Source organism: Aliiroseovarius sp. S1123, assembly GCF_023015885.1.
Classification (GTDB): domain Bacteria; phylum Pseudomonadota; class Alphaproteobacteria; order Rhodobacterales; family Rhodobacteraceae; genus Aliiroseovarius.
The window spans coordinates 208673-227369 of the sequence record NZ_JALKBE010000001.1 but is presented as its reverse complement, the minus strand read 5'-3'; the positions used below and the strand labels follow the sequence as shown (position 1 = coordinate 227369).

General features: G+C 61.1%; 17 protein-coding genes. 10 read left to right on the top strand and 7 right to left on the bottom strand.

Annotated elements, in window-relative coordinates; genetic code table 11:
- The first annotated feature begins 4 nt into the window (after positions 1 to 4).
- Genes modA through modC form a run of 3 tightly spaced genes read left to right on the top strand, consistent with a single transcriptional unit; the run spans position 5 to position 2573 of the window.
- Positions 5 to 787, top strand: a complete 783-nt coding sequence (gene modA, locus MWU53_RS01005) for a molybdate ABC transporter substrate-binding protein (protein WP_247089444.1) — start codon at positions 5 to 7, stop codon at positions 785 to 787.
- Positions 784 to 1476, top strand: a complete 693-nt coding sequence (gene modB / locus MWU53_RS01000; RefSeq protein ID WP_247089442.1) for a molybdate ABC transporter permease subunit — start codon at positions 784 to 786, stop codon at positions 1474 to 1476. Before modA ends, modB begins: the two co-directional genes overlap by 4 nt.
- Positions 1473 to 2573 carry a molybdenum ABC transporter ATP-binding protein gene (modC, locus tag MWU53_RS00995; RefSeq protein WP_247089440.1) on the top strand — a complete coding sequence of 367 codons (1101 nt, stop codon included), beginning with the start codon at positions 1473 to 1475 and terminating at the stop codon, positions 2571 to 2573. Before modB ends, modC begins: the two co-directional genes overlap by 4 nt.
- A gap of 15 nt (positions 2574 to 2588) precedes the next feature.
- Here modC and MWU53_RS00990 read toward each other — a convergent pair whose 3' ends face one another.
- The 3 genes from MWU53_RS00990 to MWU53_RS00980 all read right to left on the bottom strand — a co-directional run bounded on the left by MWU53_RS00990 (position 2589) and on the right by MWU53_RS00980 (position 6149).
- A complete protein-coding gene (locus tag MWU53_RS00990; protein ID WP_247089438.1) occupies positions 2589 to 3890 on the bottom strand; it encodes an FAD-binding oxidoreductase in 1302 nt (433 codons plus the stop codon).
- 72 nt (positions 3891 to 3962) lie between these two features.
- Positions 3963 to 5357: an aspartate aminotransferase family protein gene (locus tag MWU53_RS00985; protein ID WP_247089436.1), complete on the bottom strand. Its 1395-nt coding sequence runs from the start codon at positions 5355 to 5357 to the stop codon at positions 3963 to 3965.
- Between the two features lie 138 nt (positions 5358 to 5495).
- Positions 5496 to 6149 carry a GntR family transcriptional regulator gene (locus MWU53_RS00980; RefSeq protein WP_247089434.1) on the bottom strand — a complete coding sequence of 218 codons (654 nt, stop codon included), beginning with the start codon at positions 6147 to 6149 and terminating at the stop codon, positions 5496 to 5498.
- Positions 6150 to 6310: 161 nt separating this feature from the next.
- Here MWU53_RS00980 and MWU53_RS00975 point away from each other — a divergent pair, with 161 nt between their 5' ends.
- From MWU53_RS00975 to MWU53_RS00950, 6 genes are all read left to right on the top strand, one after another.
- Positions 6311 to 7396 carry a polyamine ABC transporter substrate-binding protein gene (locus MWU53_RS00975; RefSeq protein WP_247089432.1) on the top strand — a complete coding sequence of 362 codons (1086 nt, stop codon included), beginning with the start codon at positions 6311 to 6313 and terminating at the stop codon, positions 7394 to 7396.
- Between the two features lie 69 nt (positions 7397 to 7465).
- Positions 7466 to 8614 (top strand): ABC transporter ATP-binding protein, encoded by a 1149-nt coding sequence (locus tag MWU53_RS00970; RefSeq protein WP_247089430.1) that lies wholly within the window; start codon positions 7466 to 7468, stop codon positions 8612 to 8614.
- Positions 8611 to 9501, top strand: coding sequence for an ABC transporter permease subunit (locus MWU53_RS00965; RefSeq protein WP_247089428.1), 891 nt, complete (start codon positions 8611 to 8613; stop codon positions 9499 to 9501). The genes MWU53_RS00970 and MWU53_RS00965 overlap by 4 nt, the downstream gene beginning before the upstream one ends.
- Complete coding sequence (locus tag MWU53_RS00960) at positions 9498 to 10310, top strand: ABC transporter permease subunit (protein ID WP_247089426.1); 813 nt, start codon at positions 9498 to 9500, stop codon at positions 10308 to 10310. The genes MWU53_RS00965 and MWU53_RS00960 overlap by 4 nt, the downstream gene beginning before the upstream one ends.
- Positions 10307 to 11653, top strand: coding sequence for a glutamine synthetase family protein (locus MWU53_RS00955; protein ID WP_247089424.1), 1347 nt, complete (start codon positions 10307 to 10309; stop codon positions 11651 to 11653). The genes MWU53_RS00960 and MWU53_RS00955 overlap by 4 nt, the downstream gene beginning before the upstream one ends.
- Positions 11653 to 12990 carry an FAD-binding oxidoreductase gene (locus MWU53_RS00950; RefSeq protein WP_247089416.1) on the top strand — a complete coding sequence of 446 codons (1338 nt, stop codon included), beginning with the start codon at positions 11653 to 11655 and terminating at the stop codon, positions 12988 to 12990. The genes MWU53_RS00955 and MWU53_RS00950 overlap by 1 nt, the downstream gene beginning before the upstream one ends.
- A gap of 108 nt (positions 12991 to 13098) precedes the next feature.
- Here MWU53_RS00950 and MWU53_RS00945 read toward each other — a convergent pair whose 3' ends face one another.
- Positions 13099 to 14625 carry a malonyl-CoA synthase gene (locus MWU53_RS00945; protein WP_247089414.1) on the bottom strand — a complete coding sequence of 509 codons (1527 nt, stop codon included), beginning with the start codon at positions 14623 to 14625 and terminating at the stop codon, positions 13099 to 13101.
- A gap of 27 nt (positions 14626 to 14652) precedes the next feature.
- Positions 14653 to 16080, bottom strand: coding sequence for an amidase (locus MWU53_RS00940; protein WP_247089412.1), 1428 nt, complete (start codon positions 16078 to 16080; stop codon positions 14653 to 14655).
- Positions 16081 to 16103: 23 nt separating this feature from the next.
- Here MWU53_RS00940 and MWU53_RS00935 point away from each other — a divergent pair, with 23 nt between their 5' ends.
- Positions 16104 to 16733: a flavodoxin family protein gene (locus MWU53_RS00935; protein WP_247089409.1), complete on the top strand. Its 630-nt coding sequence runs from the start codon at positions 16104 to 16106 to the stop codon at positions 16731 to 16733.
- On the opposite strand, the gene MWU53_RS00930 is transcribed toward MWU53_RS00935, so the two are convergent.
- Together MWU53_RS00930 and MWU53_RS00925 are read right to left on the bottom strand one after the other, a co-directional pair.
- The gene (locus tag MWU53_RS00930; RefSeq protein ID WP_247089407.1) at positions 16727 to 17032 is read right to left on the bottom strand and encodes a DUF1992 domain-containing protein; all 306 of its coding nucleotides are present in this window, start codon (positions 17030 to 17032) and stop codon (positions 16727 to 16729) included. The genes MWU53_RS00935 and MWU53_RS00930 overlap by 7 nt on opposite strands.
- 81 nt (positions 17033 to 17113) lie before the next feature.
- Entirely contained in the window at positions 17114 to 18670 is a 1557-nt protein-coding gene (locus MWU53_RS00925) for a bifunctional metallophosphatase/5'-nucleotidase (protein ID WP_247089405.1), read from the bottom strand.
- Positions 18671 to 18697: the final 27 nt, after the last annotated feature.

Genomic DNA, 18697 nt, shown 5'->3' with positions numbered 1-18697 from the left:
CGAGATGTTTTTGTACACCCGTCGATATACCCTCGCCGCCCTGTTTCTGGGGGCGTCAACGATGCCTGTGCTGGCCGATCGGATCACCGTTTTCGCCGCCGCAAGCTTAGGCGGCGCGCTGGACGAGGTGGCTGCGGCCTTCGAAAGCGACACTGGGCACGAGGTCGCGCTGTCCTTCGCGGGGTCATCGGTTCTGGCGCGACAGATCACCCTGGGCGCACCTGCGGACGTGTTTCTGTCTGCGAATGCGGATTGGATGGATGCAGTCGAGGCTGCCGAGTTGTTAGCTGACGGCTCGCGCCGGGACTTTGCCGGGAATGTACTGGTGCTGATCGCGCCTGCAGAACAAGAAGCTCCGACGAGCCTACCAGAAACGCCCGAAGAATTCGCGGCGGCTTTGGACGGAGGGCGTTTGTCGATGGCGCTGGTCGATGCGATCCCTGCCGGACAATACGGCAAGGCGGCTCTGACCCATCTGGGGCTATGGGATGCGGCGAAATCCCATGTGGTGCAGACCGACAACGTCCGCGCCGCTTTGGCTCTGGTCGCACTGGGCGAGGCGCGGTTGGGCGTTGTCTATGCGACGGATGCACAGGCCGAGCCGAGAGTGCGCCTTGTCGCGCCGTTCCCTGCTAAGACACATCCGCAGATCACCTATCCAGCGGCGGCAATCGCATCCGGCGACGTGGCCACCGCAACGGCCTTTTTGGACTATCTGACCGGAACCGCGGGGCAATCCATCCTGCAAGGCCACGGCTTCCTTCCCTTGCCCGAGGTGCCGGAATGAGCTGGCTTGGCCCCGAAGAATGGCAGGCCGTCGCGCTGTCCTTGAAGGTCGCTGGCTGGGCAACGGCCCTGTCCCTGCCCGTGGCCATCTGGGTTGCGCATCTGCTTGCCCGCAAAGAGTTTCCGGGCAAGCAGGTGGTGAACGGACTGGTTCACCTACCGCTGATCCTGCCGCCTGTCGTGACCGGTTACCTTCTGCTACTGACCTTCGGCGGCACCGCGCCCGTTGGGGCGCTCCTGACCAAGCTTGGCTTGCCGCTGGCCTTCCGCTGGACGGGCGCAGCGCTGGCGGCAGCAATCATGGGCTTTCCTTTGATGGTGCGCGCTATTCGGCTGTCGATCGAGGCCGTCGACCCCAAGCTGGAAGCCGCCGCCGCCACGTTGGGCGCGGGCCGCTGGTCGGTCTTTGCCACCATCACCCTGCCCCTCGCCCTGCCCGGTATCATCGCGGGCGCGATCCTTGGTTTTGCCAAAGCAATGGGCGAATTCGGGGCGACGATCACCTTCGTCTCGAACATCCCCGGCGAAACACGTACAGTCCCGTCCGCCATCTACAGCTTCCTACAAGTGCCAGGGGGCGAGAGTGCCGCACTGCGATTGGTCGTGATCTCGATCATCATCGCCATGGGGGCGCTTGTGGCGTCCGAAGTGCTGGCCCGCCGCATCGCCAAACGGATGGAGGACGCATGACCCAGCCCGCCCTTTCCATCACCCTGCGCGCCAAGCGTCCCGGCTTTGATCTGGATGTGGATGTCTCTGCGCCGGCGGGGCTGACCGTGCTGTTTGGCGCGTCGGGATCGGGCAAGACCAGTGTGGTTGACGCGGTGGCTGGCCTTACCCGCGATGTCTCCGGGCGGATCACGGTGGGGGATCATGTGCTTCTGGACAGCGCGCAGGGCATCTGCCTGTCCGCGCATGAACGCCGCATCGGCTATGTCTTTCAGGACGCCCGCCTGTTTCCGCATCTGACCGTGCGCCGCAATCTGGACTATGCCCGCCGTGTCACCCGCCAGCCTGCGGACACCGCGCGCTTCGACCGCGTGGTCGAGATGCTGGGCATCGGACACCTTCTGGACCGCCGCACTCCGCGTTTGTCCGGCGGTGAAAAACAACGCGTCGCCATTGGGCGGGCCTTGTTGTCTCGCCCGCAACTGATCCTCGCCGACGAGCCTCTGGCCGCGTTGGACGATCCCCGCAAGGAAGAGATCCTGCCCTATTTCGAGCGCCTGCGCGACGAGGGCGAGGTGCCCATTCTGTATGTCACCCACTCAACCACCGAGGTTGCGCGGCTGGCCACCACTGTTGTGGCGCTGGAAAACGGGCGTGTGGTCCGACAGGGCAACGCAATTGAGGTTCTCGGTGATCCCAGCTTCAGCCCAGGCGATGTGCGCTCTGTCGGGGCTGTGATAGAGGCCCGCGTGGCCGCGCATCACAACGACGGGCTGACCGAGTTGAACGCAGGCGGCATCCCGCTGTTCCTGCCACGCATCGCGCGCGACCCCGGCACGCCGGTGCGGGTACGCATCGCCGCGCAAGACGTCATCCTGTCGCGCGGTCGGCCTGAAGGCATCTCGGCCCTGAACTGCCTGCCCGGCGTAGTGCATGAAGTGCAGGAAGGGGCCGGTCCCGGTGCGATCCTGTCGCTGGATACCTCAGCGGGCCGGGTTCTGGCGCGGATCACCAAGCGGTCGCTGGCCGCGTTGGACCTGAGCGTCGGAACCGCACTCTATGCCATTGTGAAAACCGTGGCGGTTGCCCCCAGCGATGTGGGCGGCCCGAAGGGATAAACGCTTAAAGCGCGCTTAAAGCTTGTCCCGCAAACTGAACCACAGCATCGCCGCAACCAAAAGCGGCCAGCGCAGCGCCACGCCGCCAGGGAAGCGATGGGTCGGCACCTGCGCCATCAGATCGAACCGCTCGGCTTGGCCCGAAATCGCCTCGGCCACCATTTTGCCGCCCAGCGTCGCCATCGCCACGCCGTGCCCGGAATAGCCAGACGCCGACAGCACATTCCCTTGCAGCCGCGCGAAATGCGGCATCCGGTTCATGGTAATTCCCAGCGTGCCACCCCACGCATAGTCGATCTTGGAGTCTTTCAGCTGCGGATAAATTTCCAGCATCGGCTTTGACACCAGCTTCACGATATCCTTCGGGAACTTGTAGCCATAGCTTTCCGCACCGCCGAACAGCATCCGGTTATCATCCGACAGGCGGAAATAGTTAATCACGAACTTGCTGTCTGCCACGGCATGCCCGTCGCGGATTAGCGACTTGGCGAAATCATCGCTCAGCGGTTCGGTCGCCAGAATATAGTTGTTGATCGGCATGACCCGCGCGGCGACATGGGACTGCGTGTTGCCAAGATAGCCATTGCAGGCCCAGACCAGATGGCTGGCACGGATATTGGCCGCATCCGTACTGACCGTCACACTCGCACCTTCGCTGACATTGGTCACGCGGCTGGTTTCAAAAATCCGTGCGCCAGCAGCGACCGCAGCCCGCGCCATACCAAAAGCCAAACGCAGCGGGTGCGTGTGCCCTGCCCCCATGTCCAGAGATCCGCCGTGATAGGCAGGCGAGCCGCACAACTCGCGCATTTCCTCGCGATCCACGGTGCGGATCAGGTCATAGCCGTACTCCTCGTTCAGCTTGCGCACATAGGCGTGATCCTCGGGCACATAGCGTGCGCGGTGCATGGCGTGGATGATGCCGTCGGTGAACCCCGCGTCGGGTGCGTGTTTGGCGACCATGTCACGGACCAGCTGCACGCTTTCCGATGCCATGTCCCACAGCTTGCGGGCGTCGTCTTTGCCCACCATCTTCTCCAGCTCGTCCTGATCCAGACGCTGCCCCATGCCGACCTGACCGCCATTGCGGCCCGAGGCGCCGAAACCCACGCGCTGCGCTTCCAGAAGCACGACGTCATAGCCGCGCTCGGCCAGATGTAGGGCTGCTGATAAACCGGTAAATCCGCCGCCAATCACACAGACATCACACGACACGTCGCCCTGTGCAGCTGGAAACGGGCCGGGCGCATCGGCCGTAGCGGCATACCAAGATTGGGGATACTCCCCGTGGCGGTCATTTGCGGTGAGCAGGTCCATGGATCCCTCGGATCTTGCTGGGGGTGTCAATCATCGAAAGGGGCGGACCCGTGGCCCGCCCCAGAAACTGGCTTACCCAGCGACCAACAGGTCTTTTTCTTTCACGATCTCATAGGCTTCATCCAACGCCTTGCGGGCGCGGGCAATCAGAATATCGATCTCGTCCGTGGTGATGACCAGCGGGGGCGCGATGATCATCCGGTCGCCCACATGGCGCATGATCAGGTTGTTGGCGAAGCTGCGCTCGCGGGTGATGTACCCCACGGTACCGGCATCCGAGGCGAAAGGCGCGCGGGTGGCCTTGTCCGGCGTCAAAGCAAGCGAGGCCATCAGGCCAACGATCTTGGTCTCGCCCACCATGGGGTGATCCGCCAGCTCGTGCCATTTCTTGGCCAGATAGGGGGCCGCGACGTCGCGCACATGCTCGACGATGCCTTCCTCTTCCATGATGCGCAGGTTTTCCAGCGCGACAGCACAGGCCACCGGGTGACCCGAATAGGTGTAACCGTGGTTGAATTCGGTCCCGGCCAGAACTTCAGCGACCTTATCCGAGACAAGCGACGCGCCGATCGGTGCATAACCCGAGCTGAGACCCTTCGCGACGGTCATGATGTCCGGCGTAATGTCAAGCGTTTGGGACCCGAACCAATTACCGGTACGGCCAAAGCCGGTGATGACCTCGTCGACGATCAGAAGGATATCGTACTTCTTGCAAATCCGTTGAATTTCAGCCCAGTAGCCGTCAGGCGCGACAATCACGCCGCCCGCGCCCTGCACCGGCTCGCCAATGAAAGCAGCCACTTTCTCGGGTCCGATTTCCTTGATTTTCGCTTCCAGCTGCTGGGCACACTCAAGACCAAATGCCTCGGGGTCGGTGTCGCCACCTTCTGCGTACCAATGCGGCTGGTCGATGAACTCGATGCCGGGGATCGGCAAGCTGCCTTGACCGTGCATGCCCTTCATACCGCCAAGCGAGGTGCCACCAATGGTGGACCCATGATAGGCATTCCAGCGCGAGATGATCACGTCGCGTTCCGGCTGGCCCTTCTCGGCCCAATAGGTGCGGACCATGCGGATGTTGGTGTCGTTCGCGTCCGAGCCGCCATTGGCATAAAACACATGATTCAGATCGCCCGGCGCCAGTTCGGCCAGCTTCTGGGCCAGCGCGATGGCGGGCACATGGGTCGTCTGGAAGAACGTGTTATAGTACGGCAGCTCGCGCATCTGGCGGGCTGCGACGTCGGCCATGTTATCGTTGCCATAGCCGATGTTTACACACCACAGGCCGGCCATGGCGTCCAGAATCTCTTCGCCTTCGCTGTCTTTCAGAAACACACCATTGGCCGAGGTAATCACCCGCGCGCCTTTCTGGCCCAGTTCACCGTCATTGGTGAAGGGGTGCATATGGTGAGCCGCATCGATGGCCTGAAGCTCGGCGGTGGGCAGATGGTTGGTGATCTTGTTCATCCTGGATCTCCTAGAAAACGTGGTCGGGTCACGCCCAAGGACAGGAGAATCACCCACCCTCTGGATCGTGCCAAAAGCTGAGTTCACAATATGATCAAAAATTAGGCTGTCAACGCATGACCTGCGATCTGATCAAATTCAGGCCGACAAAAGCGTCTCGCGGACCTGAGCGATTCCCTGCTCGATGTCTTCATGGATGGCAGCCGCGACCCCCTCGCCATCACCGGCTCGCATCGCGGCCATGGCTTCGGCGTGCTTGTCGGGAAGGTTGGCCGTGCCATAGCGGCCCAGCACCACGCGCAAGGACGGGCCAGCCCTAAGCCACAACATATTGGCGATGGATGACAGGACCTCGGACCCAGCCAAGTCATAGAGATAGGCATGGAAGCGATAGTTGTGTTCCAGATAACCGCGCACATCGCCTTTATCGATCGCTGCATTCAGCTGATCGTCATAAGAAACCAGGCGCGCAAAGTCCTCTTCGCTAATGTTTTCTGTGGCTTTACGGGCCAACTCGGGCTCGACCGACAAGCGAGCATAGGCGATATCATTCCATTGCGTCATGTCGGGCTGCGGCACCGAAACACGACGGTTTCCCTTGAACTCCAACGCCCCTTCCGAGGTCAGCCGTCGGATTGCTTCGCGCACAGGGGTCATGCCCACATCCAATGTTGAGACCAGTCCCTGAATGGTCACAGGCTGGCCGGGCGCCAGTTCTCCGAACAGAATCATTTCCCGCAATTTGCGGTAAACCCGCTGGTGATCTGGCAGTTTGGCTTGGCGTTCTGACAAGTTTGCCCCCGTTGTTACAAATATTTTGCCTATTACGGCGTCGAAGATACCCTTTGAAAGCAACCTACTATGACTTCCGTAATTTTACCATATTGCGTGAATCGCATTTTTTTGATCAAATGTCGCAAACGGGCGCCATGCCCCAAACAGGGAGAGAGTGTATGAAGAAATCCTGGCTACTGCTGAGCGCAGCCTTTGTGATGGGGGCAACCGCCGCCACCGCCGACGAAGTGCGCGTCTATAACTGGTCGGACTATATCGACGAAGAACTTCTGACAAAGTTCGAAGAAGAAACCGGCATCGACCTGATCTATGACGTGTTCGATTCGAACGAGGTTCTGGAAACCAAAATGCTGGCCGGTGGGTCGGGCTATGACGTTGTGGTTCCCTCGGGCACCTTCCTGCAGCGCCAGATCGTTGCAGGCGCATTCCAGCCGCTGGACCTGGGCAAACTGCCCAACCACGGCAACATGTGGGACGTAATTGCCGAGCGCACCGCCGCCTATGACCCCGGCAACGCGTACTCGATCAACTACATGTGGGGCACCACCGGTGCTGGTGTAAACGTCGGCAAGGTCAAAGAAGTGCTGGGCGACGATGCTCCGATCGACAGCCTTGCGCTGATCATGGACCCCGCCAACATGGAAAAACTGGCCGCTTGCGGTGTACATATTCTGGACGCGCCAGCTGAAATCATCCCGGCCGCGCTGGCCTATCTGGGTGAAAACCCCGACAGCCACGACCCGGACGTGATCGCCAAGGCCGAGCCGGTCCTGTCCGCCATCGCACCCTATGTGCAGAAATTCCACAGCTCGGAATACATCAACGCGCTGGCCAATGGCGACATCTGTGTGGCCGTGGGCTGGTCGGGTGACGTTCTGCAGGCACGTGACCGTGCCGCTGAAGCAGATAATGGTGTCGAAATTGCCTATAACGCTTTCAAGGAAGGCTCGCTGATGTGGTTCGACCAGATGGCGATCCCGGCGGATGCACCGAACCCGGAAGCCGCGCACACGTTCCTGAACTTCATCATGGACGAGCACAACATGGCAGCGGCGTCGAACTACGTCTACTACGCCAACGGCAACGAAGCGTCGCAAGCACATCTGGAAGAGGACGTGATCGGCGATCCGGCGATCTATCCGACCGAGGAAGCGCTGGGTACGCTGTACACCACCACGCCTTATCCGGCGAAAGTCCAGCGTGTCGTGACGCGCCTGTGGACCAAAATCAAGTCGGGCACCTAAGCCCACTCTCCCGCTCCCTCCGGTATGCTCGCATCCGGGGGGAGTTTCCTTATTCCCCCGAGGTTCATCATGTCTGAAGCCGCACTTGCCACGGCACCTGCCGAGTTTGCCCCCTGGAAAGACTCCCAGGCCACCCCGTTGATCCGCTTCCAGAATGTCACCAAGCGCTTTGGTGATTTTACCGCGATCGACAACCTGACCATCGACATTTACGAACGCGAGTTCTTTGCGCTGCTGGGACCGTCGGGTTGCGGCAAGACAACGATGATGCGGATGCTGGGCGGGTTCGAAACCCAGACCGAGGGCACCATTCTGATCGACGGTCAGGACGTGGGACCGATCCCGCCGAACAAGCGCGCGGTGAACATGATGTTCCAAAGCTATGCGCTGTTCCCGCATTTGTCGGTCGCCGAAAACATCGCTTTTGGCCTGAAGCGCGACAAGCTTCCGAAGGACCAGATTGCCGCACGAGTCGACGAGATGCTGAACCTTGTGCAATTGGGTAAATTTGCCAACCGCAAACCGCACCAGATCTCGGGCGGGCAGCGGCAGCGTGTGGCGCTGGCGCGGTCCTTGGCGAAGGCACCGAAGCTTCTGTTGTTGGATGAACCGCTGGGCGCGCTGGACAAAAAGCTGCGTCAGGATACGCAATTTGAACTGATGGACATTCAAGAGCAGACCGGCACCACCTTCGTGATCGTGACCCACGATCAGGAAGAGGCGATGACCGTGGCCTCGCGCATCGCGGTGATGGATCACGGCAAGATCATTCAGGTCGACACGCCTGCGAAAATCTATGAAGAACCCGGGTCGGTCTATGTGGCTGACTTCATCGGCGACGTGAACCTGATCGAGGGCAGCGTCACCACATCCGGCGATGACCATGCGACGATCAGCTGGGCCGAGGGTCAGCAGAATCTGATCGGCATCGCACATGACGAAATTCCGGCGGGCACCCGCGCCACTCTGGCGATCCGCCCCGAGAAGGTGAACATCGCAACCGAGCGTCCCGCTGAGATGACCAACATCATTCACGGCAAGGTGTTGGACATCGCCTATCTGGGCAACATGTCCACCTATGTGATCGAGACGCCCACGGGCCAGCATATCAAGGCGCAGGCTGCCAACACCCGCCGCATCGCCCGCCGGGCTATTACGTGGGATCAAGACGTGTGGCTATCCTTCACCGATACCGCAGGTGTGGTGCTGACGTCATGAAACGCTTTGGCCTGATCTCTGTCCCCTATCTGTGGCTTCTGGCCCTGTTTCTGGTGCCGTTCCTGATCGTGCTGAAAATCAGCCTGTCGGACACGGCGCTGGCCATCCCGCCCTACACCCCCACGCTGGACCTGTCCCAAGGCTGGGCCGGGTTCACGGCATGGCTGTCCGGGCTGGACATGGAAAACTTCACGTGGTTGACGACGGATGACCTGTATTGGAAAGCTTATCTGTCCAGCCTGAAGATCGCGACGTTCTCGACCATCCTTGCGCTTCTGGTGGGCTTTCCCATCGCCTATGGCATGAGCCGCGCGCCGGATGAATGGCGCCCCACCCTGATGATGCTGATCATCCTGCCCTTTTGGACCTCGTTCCTGATCCGCGTCTATGCGTGGAAAGCGATCCTAAGCCAGGAAGGTCTGCTGAACCAGCTTCTGATGAGCCTCGGCATTATCAGCGAACCGTTGACCATCCTGAACACCAACACCGCCGTCTATATCGGCATCGTCTATACCTATCTGCCTTTCATGGTGCTGCCGATCTATTCGGCGCTGGAACGTCTGGACGAAAGCCTGTTGGAAGCCGCCGAAGACCTTGGCTGCTCGCGCCTGACCGCCTTCTGGCTGGTGACGTTGCCACTTGCCAAACAGGGCATCATTGCTGGCAGTTTCCTGGTCTTCATCCCCGCCATGGGCGAATTCGTGATCCCGTCGCTTCTGGGCGGATCGAAAACGCTGATGATCGGTAAGGTTCTGTGGGAAGAGTTCTTCTCGAACCGTGACTGGCCGGTCGCCTCGGCTGTGGCTGTCGTGCTTCTTCTGATCCTGATCGTTCCCATTGTGCTGTTCCAGCGCAACGAGGAAAAACAAAGAGAGGCTGGCAAATGAGACGTTTAAGCTGGTTCAATACCGTATCGCTGACCCTTGGGTTTGCCTTCCTCTATATCCCGATGCTGATCCTGATCGTCTATTCGTTCAACGGCGGCAAGCTGGTGACCGTCTGGGCGGGCTTCTCGACCAAATGGTATGGCGAGCTGTTCCGCAACGAAGCCTTCCTTGACGCGGCCTGGGTCACGCTGAAGGTCGCGGTGATGTCCTCATCCGTGGCGACAGTGCTGGGCACGATGGCGGCCTATGTCATGGTCCGCGCAGGTCGCTTTCACGGGCGCACCCTGTTCAGCGGCATGATCTATGCGCCGCTGGTGATGCCCGAAGTCATCACCGGTCTGTCACTGCTGCTTCTGTTTATCGCCATCGGGCTGGACCGCGGCGTGCTGACCATCGTTCTGGCGCACACGACCTTCTCGATGTGTTATGTCTCGGTGGTGGTGTCATCCCGTCTTGTGACCTTCGACCAGTCGCTGGAAGAGGCCGCATTGGATCTGGGCTGCACCGGGTTCGAGGCCTTCCGCCTTGTCACCCTGCCGATCATCGCACCTGCTGTGATCTCGGGCTGGCTTCTGGCCTTCACCCTATCGCTGGATGACCTTGTCATCGCCAGCTTCACCTCGGGCCCCAGCTCGACCACGCTGCCGATCAAGATCTTCTCGGCGGTCCGTCTGGGCGTCAGCCCCGAGATCAACGCCCTGTCCACGATCATGATTACCCTTGTGGCGGTCGGCGTGATTGGGGCATCCCTAACCTCGAAACGGGCCATCGTGAAACGCGCGAAGGACGAACAGGAGGCCATCCAGTGAGCGACTTTCTGGAAGAATACGCAACCTATTGCAAAACCCATGGACGCCCTGACCGGGTCGAGCTGATGCTGTGCGACGCCAACGCGGTGCTGCGGGGCAAATGGCTGCCCGGCGACGACGAAAAGAAGCTGACCGACGGCGGCGTGCGTCTGCCGCTATCGACCTACGCGCCCAACATCATGGGGGAAGAGGTCGAAGCCACCGGGCTGGGCATCATCGTCGGCGACCCCGACGGGCGCATCGTCCCCGTTGCAGGATCGCTGAAACCGGTGCCATGGGCCAAAGGCAACGTCGCGCAGGTGCAGGTCGAAATGATTGACCCCGACACCGGCGAGATTTCGGACCTGTCCTCGCGCCAGCAGCTTGTGCGCATGGTCGACAAGCTGCACGCAGCGGGTCTGCACCCGGTTCTGGCGACTGAGCTTGAGTTCTACCTGTTCAAACCCCGCACCGAGCAAGACGCAGCTCCGACCCCGCCCGATCGCAGCCCGGATGCGCAGAACTATGACCTTGAGGTGCTGGAACGCACGCAGGACATTCTGGACGACATTCTGAAGGCGTCCGAGCTTCAGGGACTGGCCACAGACACGTTGATCGCCGAATACGGCCCCGGCCAGTTCGAGATCAACTTCCACCATACCGATGACGTGATGTGGGCTGCGGACACGGCACTGCTGTTCAAACGTCTTGTGCGTGGGGTGGCCCGGACGCATGGGATGGAAGCCACTTTCATGGCCAAACCCTATGCCGACTTCCCCGGCAACGGAATGCACGTGCATGCCTCGGTTGTGGACCGCGACGGGAAGAACGTGTTTGACGATGGCACGGATGGACCCTCGGACGCGCTGAAACATGCGGTGGGCGGGACGCTCGACACGATGCGCGACCTGCAGGCCGTCTTTGCCCCGCATATGAACTCCTACCGTCGCTTCAAACCGCTAAGCTTCGCGCCCTCGGCCCCTGATTGGGGCTTCGACAACCGCGCCGCCGGTGTACGCTTACCGGAAACCAAAGGCCCGGGCGCGCGTCTGGAACACCGGATTGCTGGCGCCGACGTGAATCCCTATCTGGCAATCACCGCGATCCTCGGCGGCATGCTGCACGGGCTGAACACCAAACCCGCCCTGCCCTTACCTTTGGACGATGCGGGTGCTGAACCGGCAGAAACCCTGTCGGCCGACTGGTTCCAGACGGTCGAGCGGTTCGCGGCCTCGGACGTAGCAGTCGAAATCTTCGGTCAGCGTTATGTGGATGTTTATGCCGCCATGCGCCGGGACGAAATCGCGCAACTGACCCATGAAATCACCCATGTGGAGTATCGCACCTACCTCGGACGCCTCTGATGCCCCCCAAAGCTCCCCGCCGCATCTACGAGGACTACGCCTATTCCGACGCCGCGCGGGCAGAATGCATCTGGCCGCGTCCCGAAGGCGATTGGCCCGCGCTCGAAGGCGATCATAAGGTTGAAGTCGCGGTCATTGGCGGCGGCTTCACCGGGCTTTCTGCAGCCCTTCACCTTGCCCAAGCCGGAGCCGAGGTGCTTGTATTGGACGCCAAGACCCCCGGCTGGGGCGCGTCTGGCCGCAATGGCGGGTTTTGCACGATCGGCGGCGATAAGCTTGGACTGAGTGGCATTCGAAAACGCTTTGGCAAGGACGCCACGCACGCTTATTTCTCGGCCCAGAAAGCGGCGGTCGATTTGGTCGCCGGGTTGCTCGATCGCCACAAGATCGACGCCGAAACCCATTCAGATGGCGAACTTGTTCTCGCCCACACGCCCCGCGCGATGGCAGCACTGCGCGCCGAGCAATGCGAATGGGCCGAGCTGGGCCACCCTGCTGAACTGATCCCGACGGAATATCTGAAATCCCGCGGAATGAATGGCGCGTTTCACGGCGGATTGGTCCTGCCCTTGGGCTTTGCCCTCAATCCCGGGCTCTATGTCACTGGTTTGGCCCGCGCCGCCCAAGCGGCCGGGGCAACGCTGTCGGCCAACAGCCCGGTCACGCATATAGACCACGCAGACACCCACCACATCCTGACGACCCCCACGACCCGGATCACCGCAAAGAAGCTGATCATCGCCACCAACGGCTATTCCTCGGACGGCGTACCCGATTGGCTGACCGGGCGCTATCTGCCGGTGCAGTCCAACATCCTTGTGACCCGCAAACTCACCCAAGACGAGATCGCGGCACAGGGCTGGAGCACGGACCTGATGGCCTATGACAGCCGCAACCTTCTGCACTATTTTCGGTTGCTGCCAGACGGACGGTTCCTGTTCGGCGCTCGGGGAAATGTAGGCGCCAGCGCGGAAGGCCAAGCCGCGATGCGCGCGCGGATGAAACAACACCTCGCCGCCATGTTCCCGGCGTGGCGCGATGTCGAGACCCCGTATTTCTGGTCGGGCCTCATCAGCCTCTCGCAAGATCTGCTGCCCTATGCCGGACCAATTGGAAACAGCACGACCGCATGGGCAGGTCTGAATTTTCACGGCAATGGCGTCGCTATGGGCACATGGACCGGCGCACGGCTCGCAGATATGGCGCTTGGCCGTATAACAGAACTCCCTGTGCACACACGCCCGCTACCCCGCTTTCCGTTCCCGGCAATTCGACGCAGCTATCTGCACGCCGCCTTCGTGGGCTACCGCCTGAAAGACGGCCCGCCTCCACGCTGACCCACTCATTTTCTTGCCAGAAGTATCTCGGGGGTGCATGAATTTCCGCAGGAAAATCATGCGGGGGCAGAGCCCCTGACAGGCTCACGAAGTGAGCCACCGAACGCCCTACCCCTTCAACAGACCCGCATAGGTGTCGCGCATCACGTTCTTCTGCACCTTGCCCATCGTGTTGCGCGGAAGCTCATCCACCACAACCACCCGCTTGGGCTGCTTGAACTTGGCAAGGCTCTCGGCCACCCCCGCTTTCACGGTATCTTCATCCAGAGCGTCACCATCCTGCGCCACCACAACGGCCACGACCGCCTCGCCGAAATCTTCATGCGGGACGCCGATGACAGCGCTTTCCAACACGCCAGGCAGATCGTCGATCACGCCCTCGATCTCTTTCGGATAGACATTGAAACCGCCGGTGATGATCAGGTCCTTGCCACGCCCGACAATGGTCACATAGCCATCCGGGTCGATCATCGCCAAATCACCGGTGATGAACCAACCATCTTCCCGCAGCTCTTCGGCGGTCTTTTCCGGCATCTGCCAATAGCCCGCAAAGACGTTGTCGCCGCGCACCTCGAGCACGCCAATTTCGCCATCGGGCAGTGTCTCGCCGGACACCGGATCACACACCTTCACCTCGACCCCCGGCAGCGGGAAGCCCACCGTGCCCGCGCGACGCTCGCCGTCATAGGGGTTAGACGTGTTCATGTTGGTCTCGGTCATGCCATAGCGCTCAAGGATCGCGTGGCCCGTCACCTCGCGCCAGCGGTCATGGGTCTCGGCCAGAAGCGGCGCGGATCCGGACACGAACAGCCGCATCCCCTTGGAAGCTTCAGCCAAACGGTCGTCTTTCAACAAGCGTGTATAGAAGGTCGGCACGCCCATCAGCGCGGTGGCATTCGGCATGGCGTCGATGATGGCCCCGGCATCGAAGCCCGGCAGGAAGACCGCCGCGCCGCCTGCCATCAAAGTCACATTGGTCGCCACAAACAGCCCATGGGTATGGAAAATCGGCAGCGCGTGGATCAGCACATCTTTGTCCGTGAAACGCCAGTAGTCGCGCAGGGTTTCGCTGTTCGACGCCAGCGCCCTGTGGGTCAGCATTGCACCCTTGGATCGCCCGGTGGTGCCAGAGGTATAGAGGATCGCGGCAAGGTCCAGTGCGTCACGCGCTACTGCTTTGAGCCCCGGCTTCTGCGCGTCACGTGCAGGGACAAGAGTTCCCGTCTCACCCGCGCCAAGCGTCAGCACATGCGCCACCTGCGCGTCTTCTGCCACGGGCGTCAGCGCCTCCAGCTTGCCCGGCTCACAGACGAACACGCGCGGGGCGGCATCGCCCAGGAAATACGCCACTTCATCCGGCGTGTAGGCCGTGTTCAGCGGCAGGAACACACCGCCCGCCAACACCGTGCCCACGTAAAGCTCAAGCATCGCCGGTTCTTTCGGGGCCTGCACGGCCACACGATCCCCCGGCGCGACGCCCAGCGCCACCAGCGCGGCCGCCATGCGTTCAGCATTGGCCCAGAAATCCCCATAGCTGGTCACTTTGCCCGTGCGCCCATCCGTCAGGAAGGTCGCGTCGTGGCGCCCGTCCGAGGCATTGGAAATGGCGTGGGCAAGGTGGTTCTGGTCGTACATGTCGGCTCTCCTGAAATCGCCTTGGGCTTAGCTTTTGGAGGTGACCGGGTCAATCGGGCCAAGTGGCCCACCCAACACCATTTCGACCGCACGGGCGGCGGCCAGCAGCTTGGCCTCGCCACGCGGGGGGCCGATCAGCTGAAGCCCAACCGGCATTCCGTCATCCGACAGACCCACAGGAACCGAGATCGCCGGCATTCCGGCGACGGTCGCAAGGAATGTAAACCGCAGCCAATCCATATAGCCGGTCAAGGTTTGCCCGCCGACTTCGCTGACCCATTCCTTAGTCTGGACATGGGGCATGTTGCCGACCACCGGGCAGGCAAGCACGTCATAGCGTTCCAAGAAGGCCCGCATGTTGTCATAGATGAGCGAGCGGGACAGCTGCGCCTTGGCGATATCCTCGGCGGTCAAGGACAGGCCGAAGGACAGGTTCTCGGCCAGTGTCGGCTTGAAATGTTGGGTCAGGCCTTTCGGGGCCTTGATGAAGTTCGCCGCCCACATGCCGCCGCGGATCACATGATAAGTGCGTTCAAGATCAGTCAGGTCGGGACAGGCTTCGTCGACCGTAGCCCCTGCCCCCTCGATCGCCGCCATAGCGCGGGCCAGATAGCGGGCCATATCCGCGTCGACCGGTGCATATCCCCCCAGATCAGGCGCAAACCCGATGCGCAGCTTGGTGTCGGCGCGTTTGACCGCCTCTTGATAGGGCGTGTCCGGCGCGGGGAAAGACAGCGGTGCGCGCGGCTCAAACCCGGCCATCGCGTCTAGAAACAGCGCGCAATCCGTGACAGACCGCGCCATCGGCCCCTGTACGCCCTCGCCGATGAACCCGGTGACAGAGGCCGACGCGCAAAGCCCCATGCTGGGACGCAGGCCCACAATTCCGCAATAGGCCGCAGGCGTGCGTAGGCTTCCCCCATGATCCGAGCCGTGGCTCAACCAGAGCGACCCCGTAGCCAGCGATACCGCTGCCCCACCCGACGAGCCGCCTGCGTTCATCTGGGTGTTCCACGGGTTTAGCGTCGCCCCAAAGACGTCGTTGAAGGTGTTGCCGCCCGCCCCGAACTCGGGCGTGTTGGTCTTGCCCATGACCACACCGCCGCGCGCCTCAAGCCGGGTGACGATCGGGTCGCTGTCTTTGGGGATGTTGTCTGCCAGCGCCTTTGTCCCGAAAGTCGACCGCACGCCTGCCACTGGCGTCAAATCCTTAATCCCAATGGGAAGGCCAGCCAGCCAACCGGGGTGATTTTGGTCCCCCTTCAACGCGTTGGCCGACGCCCGCGCTCGATCTGCGCAGATCACCGGCACCGCATTCACGGCTGGCTCGACCTGCGCCAAGCGTGCCTCGGATGCGTCAATCAGGTCCTCCGACGACAGCTCGCCCTTGCGTAGCAGGGCCACGACCTCATGGGCTTCCAGTTTGCAAATCTCGGGTCCGGTGAATGTGGTCATGTGATGCTCCTCTGCGGGATCAGATGACCACAGGCAACGCGCTGTGGGAAGTCATGATTTCGCTTGGAGTGGATGCCGTTTCGCCGCAGAGTGGCGGCATGAAAACACTCAGCATTTGCATCCCCTATTTCTCCGGCTTCGGCCACACAAAGCGCATCGCGGAAACCATCGCCGAAGCGATTGGCGACGCGGCCCGGCTGCTGAACGTGGAGACGCTGACCGATGCGGATTGGCGGGCGCTGGATCAGGCGGACGCGATCATCTTTGGGGCGCCCACCTATATGGGATCGGCCGCCGCGCGGTTCAGCCTGTTTCTGGAGCAGATCGATACGCGCTGGGAACACAGCCTGTGGAAAGACAAGATCGCGGCGGGCTTCACCACGGGCATTCACCCGTCCGGGGACAAGCTGGCCGCGCTGCAACGCCTGTCGATCTTTGCAGCGCAAATGGGAATGATCTGGGTTGGCCCCACAGACATTGGCGCGCCGGTGAAGCCTGAGCACCCCGGCCTAAACCGAGACGGAAGCTGGCTGGGTCTTATGGTGACCGAACAACTGGGTGCGGACGAGGATCTGCTGTCTGAGGATCTTGAGACTGCGCGCCGCTTTGGCCTTCGCGTTTTAGCTGCGACCCAACGCTGGAGCGCTCAGTAGCGGCCCTTGCGCGCCAGTTCGATTTGCGCGTCCATCATCGACATTTCTTTCATAATGTCCTGACGGCGGGTGCGATCACCCGTTTCGGCGAGCTCTTCGCGCAGCCGTCTTAACTCACGCGACAGACGCACAAATTCGGGCACTGCCCCACTTTCCTGCACCAGTCGATTGAACACAGCGTTCTCGGGGTCATCCACCTTGGGCAGCGGCTTTCCCGCGCCCTCGAGGTTATCGAAGTCGCCAGCCTCTTCGGCAGCGCGGATTTTCTGTTCGATGAGGTCGAAAAGCGGATGGTCCATGCACGCAACTTAACGCAGCTTTGCAAAACGAAAAAGCCCCCGGCGGTTTCCCGTCGGAGGCTTTCAAAGGATCAGTCACCCTTATTTTTGCATAATACGCCCATCAAGCATCGGCTTTACCGGACCCATCTTGGCCATGTACTCGGCGGTTACATCCGCCAGATCGGGACCATAGTCATAGGCGTTCTGCGCGTCGCGGAACATTTTATAGCCGTCACCGCCATTGCGCACGTAGTTGTTGGACACAACGCCGTACATCTTCGCGGGATCTATCGGTGCACCGCCGACCATGACGTCAGACACCCGCTCGCCCGCTGGCTTCGATACATCAAACGCATAGGTCATGCCTGCAACCTGAGGGAAGCGGCCTGCGCCTTCCTCGTGCTGGCTAACGCCGTTTTCAAGCGCTGCGATGATTGTCTCGCCAGTTACCTGGAAGGTGGACAGCGTGTTCTGGAACGGAAGCACGGTCAGCACTTCGCCCATGGTGACATCGCCCGCATCAATCGACGCACGGATACCGCCGCCGTTCTGAATTGCGATCTGAATGCCCTGATCCTTCACACGGTCCAGCATCGCGTCCGCAATGATGTTGCCCATGGCGCATTCCATCGCGCGGCACGAGCCACGCTCGCCATCAATCGCCTCGGCAGTATTGGCAACCACGCGCTGACGGATTTCTTCCAGCGGCGCGGCGGCTTCGGCAATGCGCGCCTTGGTGGCTTCATGCTCGTGCACGCCACCGTCCATGATCAGCGGTTCGCCTTTTGCTTCGGTGATGTTGCCATCATCGTCGAAAGTCACGTTCAGCTCGCCCAGGAACTTGCCGTAGGCATAGGCCGAGACAATCGCCGTCGATCCAACCATGGTCGGATACGGGCCTTCCGCACGTTCGTTGGTGTTGGACAGCAGCGTGTTGGTATGGCCGCCCACGATGATATCGACACCTGTGGTGCCTGCGGCAACCTTCTGGTCCACCCCATAGCCAGAGTGGCTGAGCACGATGATCTTGTTCACGCCCATCTCGGTCAGTTTGTCGACTTCGCCCTGCACCGCATCAACTGGATCGGTGAAGACGATGTTGTCACCGGGGCTGGCCAGTTCGTCCGTGTCCTGCGGTGTCAGGCCGATCAGGCCCAGCTTTTCGCCGCCACGCTCGATCACGGTAGATTTCGCCAGCTTGTCAGCCAGCAAAGGCTCGCCCGAGACATCTGCGTTCGACATCAGCACCGGGAAGTTCACCGCATCCATGAAGCCGCGCAGAACTTCGGGACCGTCGTCAAACTCGTGGTTGCCCACGGTCATGGCGTCATAGCCCATCTGGTTCATCATTTCGGCGGCTAATGCGCCTTTGTAATAGGTATAGAACAGCGTGCCCTGGAACTGGTCACCACCATCCACAAGGATCGCATTGTTGGTGCGCGAGCGGGCTTCCTCGATCGCGGTTTGCAGACGGGCCGAGCCGCCAAAGCACTTGCCCTCGGTGTTGTCCTCGGCCGAGCATCCGCTGTCGTATTTGCTGATCGGCTCGAATCGAGCGTGAAAATCGTTGGTGTGCAGAACGGTCAGCGAATAATCCGCCATCGCGGTACCGGTCGTCAGCGCAAGGGCTGCTGCCGTGGTTAAAAATCTGGTCATGACTAATTCTCCCTAAGATCTTGTTGT

Coding starts and splice junctions, on each gene's coding strand:
- MWU53_RS00930 (WP_247089407.1), bottom strand. CDS start 17,032: ATGGACCATCCGCTTTTCGACCTCATCGAACAGAAAATCCGCGCTGCC.
- MWU53_RS00965 (WP_247089428.1), top strand. CDS start 8,611: ATGAAACGCTTTGGCCTGATCTCTGTCCCCTATCTGTGGCTTCTGGCC.
- MWU53_RS00940 (WP_247089412.1), bottom strand. CDS start 16,080: ATGACCACATTCACCGGACCCGAGATTTGCAAACTGGAAGCCCATGAG.
- MWU53_RS00990 (WP_247089438.1), bottom strand. CDS start 3,890: ATGGACCTGCTCACCGCAAATGACCGCCACGGGGAGTATCCCCAATCT.
- modB (WP_247089442.1), top strand. CDS start 784: ATGAGCTGGCTTGGCCCCGAAGAATGGCAGGCCGTCGCGCTGTCCTTG.
- modA (WP_247089444.1), top strand. CDS start 5: ATGTTTTTGTACACCCGTCGATATACCCTCGCCGCCCTGTTTCTGGGG.
- MWU53_RS00950 (WP_247089416.1), top strand. CDS start 11,653: ATGCCCCCCAAAGCTCCCCGCCGCATCTACGAGGACTACGCCTATTCC.
- modC (WP_247089440.1), top strand. CDS start 1,473: ATGACCCAGCCCGCCCTTTCCATCACCCTGCGCGCCAAGCGTCCCGGC.
- MWU53_RS00935 (WP_247089409.1), top strand. CDS start 16,104: ATGACCACAGGCAACGCGCTGTGGGAAGTCATGATTTCGCTTGGAGTG.
- MWU53_RS00960 (WP_247089426.1), top strand. CDS start 9,498: ATGAGACGTTTAAGCTGGTTCAATACCGTATCGCTGACCCTTGGGTTT.
- MWU53_RS00975 (WP_247089432.1), top strand. CDS start 6,311: ATGAAGAAATCCTGGCTACTGCTGAGCGCAGCCTTTGTGATGGGGGCA.
- MWU53_RS00945 (WP_247089414.1), bottom strand. CDS start 14,625: ATGTACGACCAGAACCACCTTGCCCACGCCATTTCCAATGCCTCGGAC.
- MWU53_RS00985 (WP_247089436.1), bottom strand. CDS start 5,357: ATGAACAAGATCACCAACCATCTGCCCACCGCCGAGCTTCAGGCCATC.
- MWU53_RS00925 (WP_247089405.1), bottom strand. CDS start 18,670: ATGACCAGATTTTTAACCACGGCAGCAGCCCTTGCGCTGACGACCGGT.
- MWU53_RS00970 (WP_247089430.1), top strand. CDS start 7,466: ATGTCTGAAGCCGCACTTGCCACGGCACCTGCCGAGTTTGCCCCCTGG.